Source organism: Streptomyces sp. B1866, assembly GCF_031932565.1.
Classification (GTDB): Bacteria; Actinomycetota; Actinomycetes; order Streptomycetales; family Streptomycetaceae; genus Streptomyces.
This window is the reverse complement of record NZ_JAVSCF010000260.1, coordinates 1-8,905: the sequence shown is the minus strand read 5'-3', so window position 1 is coordinate 8,905 and position 8,905 is coordinate 1. Positions and strand designations below refer to the sequence as shown.

Genomic DNA, 8,905 nt, shown 5'->3' with positions numbered 1-8,905 from the left:
ACCCGGCGGCCGTGGCGGCCCCGGCGACGGCGGCCTTCCGGCGGCCGTGGCCGTCCCGCGCCTACTCGCCGACGCCCGCCAGCTCGCGCAGGCGGCGGGCCTGGGCGGCGCGCTCGGCGGCGCGCTGCTCCTCGTAGGTGCGCTCCACCGCGCCGCGCAGCAGCGCCTTGGTCTCGATCAGGGCGCCCCGCGGCGCGGCGAGCAGCGCCGCGGTCAGGTCCGCGGTGGCGGCGTCCAGTTCGTCGCCGGGCACGACGATGTTGGCCAGGCCGATCCGCTCCGCCTCGTCGGCGTGCACGAACCGCCCGGTGGCGCAGATCTCCAGCGCGCGCGCATAGCCCACCAGGGAGACCAGGGGGCGGGTGCCGGTGAGGTCGGGCACCAGGCCGAGGCTGGTCTCGCGCATCGCGAACTGCGCGTCCTGCGCGCACACGCGCAGGTCGCAGGCGAGGGCGAGCTGGAAACCGGCGCCTATGGCGTGGCCCTGCACGGCGGCCACGGACACGATGTCGTTGCGCCGCCACCAGGTGAACGCCTCCTGGTATCCGGCGATCGCCGCGTCCAGCTCGGCGTCGGGACGGCGGGCCAGCTCCTGGAAGTCCAGCTCGCCCTCGATGCCCTCCACGGTGAACGCCTGGCGGTCCAGGCCCGCGGAGAAGGACCTGCCCTCGGCGCGCAGCACGACGACGCGCACGCTGCCCGGCAGCAGCCGGCCGGCCTCGGTCAGGGCCCGCCAGGTCGCGGGCGTCTGGGCGTTGCGCCGGGCGGGATTGGTCAGCGTCACCGTGGCGACCTCGTCCTTGACTCCGAGGTGCACGCCGTCCTTGTCGAGCAGGGTCACGAGAAGCCTCCGGTCGGCCGCGGTCGGGACAATGACATACCAACCGCACAGTAACCACCCGGCCGATCAGCCGGGTGGCACCGTCCGTGCCCAGGGATGACGGCGGTGCGCGGTGTCTAGGCCGAGGCGGCCTTCTTGCCGCGCGTGGCGCCGCCGCGACCACGCAGGGTCACTCCGGACTCGCTCAGCATCCGGTGGACGAAGCCGTAGGAGCGGCCTGTCTCCTCGGCCAGCGCCCGGATGCTCGCACCGGAGTCGTACTTCTTCTTCAGGTCTGCCGCGAGCTTTTCGCGCGCGGCGCCGGTCACCCGGCTGCCCTTCTTCAGAGTCTCGGCCACCCGTGCCTCCTCATGGGAAGTGCGCTCTGGACTCTCATGATCACCCCTTGGCGGCTTCCTGGCCACCCATTCAGCAAGGTCCGCGAGAGGAGGATTCCGGGGAATTGCGGACTTGCGCGCCCTCCGCCCCGGGACGCGCGGCTCGCCCCGGGCCGCCCGGGCCCGGTGCCGGGGGCGAACGGGCAGGTCAGAGCGGGCAGACGGGCAGGGCGTCGGCGGAGCGCCGCACGGCGGCACGCGGCACGCGCGAGGCGCTTGCGGCGCGCCGGGGGTACGAGCCGTTCTCACTCAGATGATGGATCAAGGCTCGGCCGAATGATCTACAGGAAGATCGGCAGGGGCGCGGGCCGGAGCCCCGGGCCCGCCGGGCGCCGCTCCGCGGCCCTCCGCACGCCGGCCGGCTCCGGGCGGGGCGGCCCGGGCGGTCTGCCCGGCTTCCGGCCCGGCAGCGACCGCGTCGGGGCCGGAAGGTCAGGCCAGGGCGACGAGGTCGGCGTACTGCTCGTTCCACAGGTCCTCCACGCCGTCCGGCAGGAGGATGATCCGCTCGGGCTGGAGGGCGTCGACCGCTCCCTCGTCGTGGGTCACCAGCACCACCGCGCCGGTGAAGGTGCGCAGCGCGCCCAGGATCTCCTGGCGGCTGGCCGGGTCGAGGTTGTTGGTCGGCTCGTCCAGCAGCAGGACGTTGGCGGAGGACACCACGAGGGTGGCCAGCGCCAGGCGGGTCTTCTCGCCGCCGGAGAGCACCCCGGCCGGCTTGTCCACGTCGTCGCCGCTGAACAGGAACGAGCCGAGGGTCTTGCGGATCTCGACCAGGTCCAGGTCGGGGGCAGCGGAGCGCATGTTCTCCAGGACCGTGCGGCCGGGGTCCAGCGTCTCGTGCTCCTGCGCGTAGTAGCCGAGCTTGAGCCCGTGGCCGCGGGCGACGGAGCCGGTGTCGGGCTGCTCGACCCCGGCCAGCAGCCGCAGCAGGGTCGTCTTGCCCGCGCCGTTGAGCCCCAGGATCACCACGCGCGAGCCGCGGTCCACGGCGAGGTTCACGTCAGTGAAGATCTCCAGGGAGCCGTACGCCTTGGACAGGCCCTCGGCGGACAGGGGCGTCTTGCCGCACGGCGCCGGGTCGGGGAAGCGCAGCTTGGCGACCTTGTCGGCCTGGCGGACGTCCTCCAGGCCGGACAGCAGCCGCTCGGCGCGGCGGGCCATGTTCTGCGCGGCCACGGTCTTGGTGGCCTTGGCGCGCATCTTGTCGGCCTGGGCGTTGAGCGCGGCGGCCTTCTTCTCGGCGTTGGCCCGCTCGCGCCTGCGGCGCTTCTCGTCGGCCTCGCGCTGGGCCTGGTAGAGCTTCCAGCCGGTGTTGTAGACGTCGATGACCGAGCGGTTGGCGTCCAGGTGGAAGACCTTGTTGACGACGGTCTCCACCAGGCCGACGTCGTGGGAGATGACGACGAAGCCGCCGCGGAAGGACTTCAGGTAGTCGCGCAGCCACACGATCGAGTCGGCGTCGAGGTGGTTGGTCGGCTCGTCCAGCAGCAGGATGTCGGAGTCCGAGAAGAGGATGCGCGCCAGCTCCACGCGGCGCCGCTGGCCGCCGGAGAGCGTGTGCAGCGGCTGCGCCAGGACCCGGTCGGGCAGGCCGAGGCTGGCGGCGATGGTCGCGGCCTCGGCCTCGGCCGCGTAGCCGCCCTTGGTCAGGAACTCCGTCTCCAGCCGCTCGTACTTCTTCATCGCGCGCTCGCGCGTGGCGCCCTTGCCGTTGGCCATCCGGTCCTCGTTCTCCCGCATCTTGCGCAGCACGGAGTCGAGGTCGCGGGCGGAGAGCACCCGGTCGCGGGCGAGGACGTCGAGGTCGCCGGTGCGCGGGTCCTGCGGCAGGTAGCCGACCTCCCCCGAGCGGGTGATGGTGCCGGCCGCGGGCAGGGCCTCGCCCGCGAGGCACTTGGTGAGGGTGGTCTTGCCCGCGCCGTTGCGGCCGACGAGTCCGATGCGGTCGCCCTTGGCGACGCGGAAGGACGCGGACTCGATGAGGACGCGCGCGCCGGCACGCAGCTCGACGCCGGTTGCGGTGATCACGGGGAATTGCTCCTGGGCAGGTTGGACGGCGGGGAGACGGGCGGGGTGGCGCGGGCGCCGTCTAACGCACGAGGAGAATCGCCATGCCGCTCAGTCTAACCGCTGGGGCAGCGCGCTCTCCCCGGGATTTTCCCGGGCCCGCGGCCCCGCGCGGGCGGGCGGTTACGGGCCCGGCGGAGCCGGCGCGAGGACGCCCGGCGCACCCCGCGCCCGCCGTCCGGGGCGCGGCGGCCGGGCGGCTCGCTCCCGGCGTCAGGCGCCGCCCACGTGGAGCTGGAAGGCGGCCCGGCGCACCGCCTTGGCCAGCGCCGGGTCGGGGTGCGCGGCGGCCAGGGCGACGAGGACCTGCACGGTGCGGGGGTGGCCCGCGGCGCGCACCTCGGCCAGCAGCGCGGGCACGGTGGTGCGCACGGCGGACTCCAGGTGCCGCACCAGCAGCGGGCTCTCGCCGTGGTCGGCGATGGCCGCCGCCGTGTCCACCCACAGCCAGGCGGCCTCCTCGCGGGTGAGCGCGTCGACGGCGTCCTCGGGGTCGGCGCCCTCGTGCTCGGCGAGCCACAGCAGCGCGTACGGGCGCAGGCACGGGTCGTCCAGGACGGCGCGTACGGCGTGCTCGGCCGGGCCGCCGACCACGCGCAGCGCCTCGAAGGCCAGGCCGCGCAGCAGCGGGTCGTCGCCGCGGGCCGCGTCCAGCAGCTCGGTGACGGCGGTGACGGCGGGCCGGGCGGCGAGCCAGGCGCGGTACTCGTCGCGGGCGGGCCCCGGGGTGAGGTTGGCGCAGCCGCGCAGCATGTCGGCGGCGGGCTGCTCGATGTTCCCGGCCGGGCTCTGGGCGGCGACGCAGATCTGCTCCAGCTTCACCCACACCGCCCAGTTGCCGAGCGGGGTGAGCACGGCCTCGCGGCGGTCGGCGGCGGGGGGCCCGTCAGGGGCGCGGGCGGCGGCCTGCGGGCCGCCGGAGGTGCCGCCGGAGGTGCCGCTGGACGGGCCGCCGAGGACGACGAGGGCGCCGACGGACGCCAGCGCGCCCAGGGCCCAGTCGAGCAGGGTCTCCAGGGAGCTGTCGCCGGCGGTTCCGGGGTCGGCGGGCGCCGCGTCCCGGCCGCCCGGGACGGGCAGCGCTGCGGCGGCGAGCGGCCCCGGCCCCTGGGCGGGGAGGCCGTCCGCCCCGGGTCTGCGGGGCGGGTCGGCGGCCGGGTCCGGGGCGGGGCTGCGGAGGGGGTCCGGGGCCGGGCCGGCCGCGGGGGCGGCGCCGTTCGGCGCGGGGACCACCCCGTACGGCACCTCGCAGCGCTCGGTGCGCAGCTCCGCGACGCGCTGGCGGAGCATGTCCAGCAGCGCGCTGACCCGCACCGGTCCGGCCGAGAGCTGGAGGAAGGACAGCAGCTGCGGCACGGCCTCGACCACTTCGGCGACGGCGGCGGGCTCGGTCGCCGCGGGCGCCGGGCGGGCCAGCGACCAGGCGTCGAACAGCGCCACCCACCCGCGCAGCACCGCCGCGTCGTCGCGCTCCCAGGCCCGCAGCCGCCAGCCGGGGCGCGCGGTGTCGCCGTGCAACTCCACCAGGCCCACGAAGCGCGCCCGGTCCCAGTCGGCGCGGACCCGCTGCGGGGCCAGCCGGAGCGCCTCGGTCGCCCGCCGCACCGCGTCGTCGCCGAGCGCGCCCGTCCCGCCGCCGCCCGTACCGCCGTGCTCGTCGGCGGCCCAGCGGGCGACCCGTACGGCGCCCGCGAGACCCGCGCGCGCCGTGCGGGCCAGCTCCGCGAGCGGCGGGGTGCCCTCGGGCGGGCGGGGCGCCGGGCGGGACCGGCGCGACGTGCCCTGGCGGGCGGCAGCCACCGGACGGGGACGGACAAGGCGGAGTCGGGAGTCGCGCGGGGTACGGGACGTCACACGATCAGTGTTGCCGGTGGCGGCCCGAAAGCCCAATCGGAACCCGACCACGGGTTCCCTTGACGCGCGCCCGCGTGCCGCTCGAACGGCGCTCGACGGCTACATGAGCGGTGTGAGGAAGCGCCGCAGCGCCTCCTCGTAGCCCTCCGGGTCGGCGTTCCACATCGCGGCGTGCTGGGCCTGGCGGACGGTGTGCAGCGCGACCGTGCGGGGCCGCCGCGCGGCGTACGCGCGGGAGGCGTCCCAGGGCGCGAGGGTGTCGTCCGGACCGTGCACGATCAGGGTCGGCAGGTCGGGGCCGCCGGCCGCGGCCACCGCGTCCAGGCCCCCGGCGCCGAGCCCGGTGCGGCCCTCGGCGGCCCGTACGGCGAGCGGCAGCAGGGCGGCGGGCGTGCCGTGCGCGGTGGCCAGCGCGCGCAGCGTGGCCCGCCAGTCGAGCACCGGGGAGTCCAGCACGACGCCGCTGACCCGGTCGCGCAGCCGGGACTCGGCGGCGGCCCGCAGCACCATGGCGGCGCCGGTGGACCAGCCGTGGAGGACGACGTCCCGCGCGCCGTACCGCAGCGCGTAGCGGATGGCGGACTCCACGTCCCGCCACTCGCCGCTCCCCAGGTGGCCGACGCCGCCCGCGGGGTGCGGGGCGCCCAGGTCGCCGCGGTAGGCGAGGTCGAGCACGGGGAACCGGTGCCGGCGCAGGAACGGCATGAGGACCATGGGGTGCTCGCGGGTGGCGCCCAGGCCGTGCACGGTGATCACCCAGGTGGCGCGGTCCCCGGGCAGGAACCAGGCGGGCAGCGGGCCGAGTTCGCCGGGGATGTCCACGTCGGCGTGGTCCAGGCCGAGGGCGTCGCGCGGGTTGCCCAGGTGGACCTGCGGCGTGAGCCACACGGACGTGCCCGGGCGCAGCGCGCCGTGCGTGACGCGCTCCAGGCGCCGCACCACGCAGTCGGCGGGCCGGGGCACGCCCTCGGCCACCGGGCCGACGACGGCGTGCCGGCCGGGCGCGACGAGCCCGTACGTGCCGGGGCGCTGCGAGGCGAGGGTGCGGGTGAGGGTGACGTGGCCGTCCCGGGCGGCGTGCACGGTGAGCCGGGGGCAGTCGGGGGCGGGGCGGCCCGGGTGCGGGCGCAGGGCGACGCCGCTCGCGCGCCGCCCGGCCGCGACCACGGCCGCGCCGGCGGTCAGGGCGGTGGTGGCGGCCGCGGCCGCCGTGGTACGCAAGCGCATTCCTCCTAGTATGAGGCGAGTTGGGGCCTTCGACCAGTGGACGGGACGGCCGGCGCGACGCGGGAGGCGTCCCGTCCGCGTGAGACGCCTCGCCCGGGTGCGGCCCCTCGCACGCCGAGGGGGCCGCACCGCGCCCACCGCCGGGCGGCCCCGGGGCCGCCCGGCCCGCTGCCCCGCTCCGACGGCGCCGGTACGGGGTCGTCGCGCGCGGCGGAGGGTCCGTACGCGGCCACCGGTACCCGTACCCGCGCGGACCACACCCCGAGCGGGCCCCCGCGCGGGCTGCGGTGTACCGGGCGGGCCGGTGGCGGCACGCCGCCCGCGCGGGAGGGCGTCGCCCGCGGGGAGCGTCCCGTCGCCCGCGGTCACGCCTCCCGCGCGGGCGCGTCGGCGGCCCGCGCGGGAGCCGCCGTCAGCGGGTCTGGCCGTAGCCGCGCAGCTTGTCCGCGGCCTGCCGCAGGTCGTCCGGCGACAGCAGGGCGGGGGCGCGGCCGGGCACGGCGGAGGCGGTGAGCCAGACCCGGCACATCCACTCCAGCTGGGCGGTCCGGTCGTACGCCTGGTCGAGGGTCGAGCCGTATACGACCGTGCCGTGGTTGCGCAGCAGGCAGCCGGTGCGGTCGCGCAGCGCGCGCAGCATGCGGGCGGCCAGGTCCTCGGTGCCGTACAGGGCGTAGCCGGCGACGCGGACGGGCCCGCCGAGGGCTCCGGCCATGTAGTGCACGGCCGGGAGTTCGTCGACGAGCGTGGAGACCGCCGTGGCGTGCACGGCGTGGGTGTGGACCACGGCGGCGGCGCCGGTCTCCCGGTAGACGGCCAGGTGGAGGGGCAGTTCGCTGGTGGGCGTGAGGGCGCCGATCACCTGGCGCCCGTTCAGGTCGACGCCGACCGCGTCCCGCGGGCCGAGCCGGTCGTATGGCACGCCGCTGGGCGTCACCAGGACGACGTCCCCGACCCGGGCCGAGACGTTGCCCGAGGTTCCGACGACGAGGCCGTCGGCGACGGACCTGCGGGCCGTGGCGAGCACGTCCGCCCACGCGCGCCGCAGCCGCCGCGGCAGGCGTGCGCGAAACGGCCGGCCGGCCCTCCGTGGGCCGCGCGCGCCCCGCGGGTTCCGGGTGTCGGTCACGCTCTCACCTCCGGTGCCGATGGTGCCAGGCGCCACCCCGCGCACCCCGGGGGCACGTGGAGCGCCCGCCGGCGCGCGCCGGACGCGCCCTCCCCTGCCCCATCCGCCGCCCCGCGTCACCCCAATGCCCCGTTCAATTCACCTTCCGTTCATCGCATGTCCTTACGGTCGCGGTGCCCCTGCATGTATCTCCGAGCCGATTGCCGGGTGGATGGAACACATCACACTGCTCGTTGCAGTCGTCGTCGCGACGGCTCTGGTCTTCGACTTCACCAACGGCTTCCACGACACCGCCAACGCCATGGCGACCACCATCTCCACGGGCGCGCTCGGCCCCCGGGCGGCGGTGGCCATGTCGGCGGTCCTCAACCTGGTCGGCGCCTTCCTGTCGGTGGAGGTCGCCAGAACCATCTCCGGAGGGATCATCGACGAGAGCTCCGGCGTGCACGCCGAAGTGATCTTCGCGGGTCTCGTCGGGGCGATCGTCTGGAACCTGCTCACCTGGCTGGCCGGGCTGCCCTCCAGCTCCTCGCACGCCCTCTTCGGCGGCCTCATCGGCGCCACCCTGGTCTCCGTCGGCGCGAGCGGGGTCAACGGCGACAAGATCCTCATGAAGGTGCTCATCCCGGCCGTGGCCGCGCCGTTCGTGGCGGGCATCGCCGCCATGGCCGCGACCCGGCTGACCTACCGGCTCGCGCGCGGCCGGGCCCCGGAGGACACCGCGCGGGGCTACCGCGCGGGACAGGTCGCCTCGGCCGCCCTGGTCTCGCTCGCCCACGGCACCAACGACGCGCAGAAGACCATGGGCGTGATCACCCTGGCGCTGGTCACCTGCGGCGCGGTCGCGCCCGGCGCCGACCCGCCGCTGTGGGTCATCGTCTCCTCCGGCCTGGCCATCGCCCTCGGCACGTACCTGGGCGGCTGGCGCATCATCCGCACCCTGGGCAGCGGCATCACCGATATCCAGCCGCCGCAGGGGTTCGCCGCGCAGACCGGCGCCGCCACGGTCATCCTGGCCTCCTCGCACATCGGTTTCGCGCTGTCCACCACGCAGGTGTGCTCCGGCGCCGTGATGGGCGCGGGCCTGGGCCGCAAGGGCGGCGCGGTGCGCTGGTCGACGGCCGGCCGCATGGTCNCGCGGGCCTGGGCCGCAAGGGCGGCGCGGTGCGCTGGTCGACGGCCGGCCGCATGGTCGTGGCCTGGGGCCTGACCCTGCCCGCGGCGGGCCTGGTCGCGGGCGGCGCCGCGCTGCTGGCCGACCGGGGCGACTGGGGCGTGGCGCTCGTCGCCGCGCTGGCGGCCGCCTCCGGTGCCGCCATCTGGGCGGCCTCGCGCCGCAGGCCGGTCGACCACAGGAACGTCAACGAGCCGGCGCCCGCGCCGCTCGGCGCGGACGCCCCGGCCGGG

Annotated in this window: 6 protein-coding genes and 1 pseudogene; 1 reads left to right on the top strand and 6 read right to left on the bottom strand. The window is 76.8% G+C overall.

All coding sequences use genetic code 11. The features are described from left to right. Window positions 1-61 precede the first annotated feature (61 nt). From RKE29_RS24930 to RKE29_RS24905, 6 genes are all read right to left on the bottom strand, one after another. On the bottom strand, window positions 62-841 hold the full coding sequence (locus tag RKE29_RS24930; protein ID WP_312007871.1) for an enoyl-CoA hydratase/isomerase family protein: 780 nt from the start codon (window positions 839-841) through the stop codon (window positions 62-64). Between the two features lie 116 nt (window positions 842-957). Further along, a complete protein-coding gene (locus RKE29_RS24925; protein ID WP_030021347.1) occupies window positions 958-1,179 on the bottom strand; it encodes a helix-turn-helix domain-containing protein in 222 nt (73 codons plus the stop codon). Window positions 1,180-1,650: 471 nt separating this feature from the next. Next, on the bottom strand, window positions 1,651-3,249 hold the full coding sequence (locus RKE29_RS24920; RefSeq protein WP_312007869.1) for an ABC-F family ATP-binding cassette domain-containing protein: 1,599 nt from the start codon (window positions 3,247-3,249) through the stop codon (window positions 1,651-1,653). Window positions 3,250-3,501: 252 nt separating this feature from the next. Then, window positions 3,502-5,142, bottom strand: a complete 1,641-nt coding sequence (locus RKE29_RS24915; RefSeq protein ID WP_312007868.1) for a hypothetical protein — start codon at window positions 5,140-5,142, stop codon at window positions 3,502-3,504. A gap of 99 nt (window positions 5,143-5,241) precedes the next feature. Beyond that, window positions 5,242-6,369 (bottom strand): alpha/beta fold hydrolase, encoded by a 1,128-nt coding sequence (locus RKE29_RS24910; protein WP_312007867.1) that lies wholly within the window; start codon window positions 6,367-6,369, stop codon window positions 5,242-5,244. A gap of 412 nt (window positions 6,370-6,781) precedes the next feature. Beyond that, entirely contained in the window at window positions 6,782-7,417 is a 636-nt protein-coding gene (locus RKE29_RS24905) for a class II aldolase/adducin family protein (protein ID WP_312007872.1), read from the bottom strand. A 292-nt stretch (window positions 7,418-7,709) separates the two neighbouring features. Between RKE29_RS24905 and RKE29_RS24900 the strand changes: the two are divergent. Continuing rightward, a pseudogene (locus tag RKE29_RS24900) lies at window positions 7,710-8,905 on the top strand (anion permease); the annotation flags it as partial.

Coding starts and splice junctions, on each gene's coding strand:
- RKE29_RS24910 (WP_312007867.1), bottom strand. CDS start 6,369: ATGCGCTTGCGTACCACGGCGGCCGCGGCCGCCACCACCGCCCTGACC.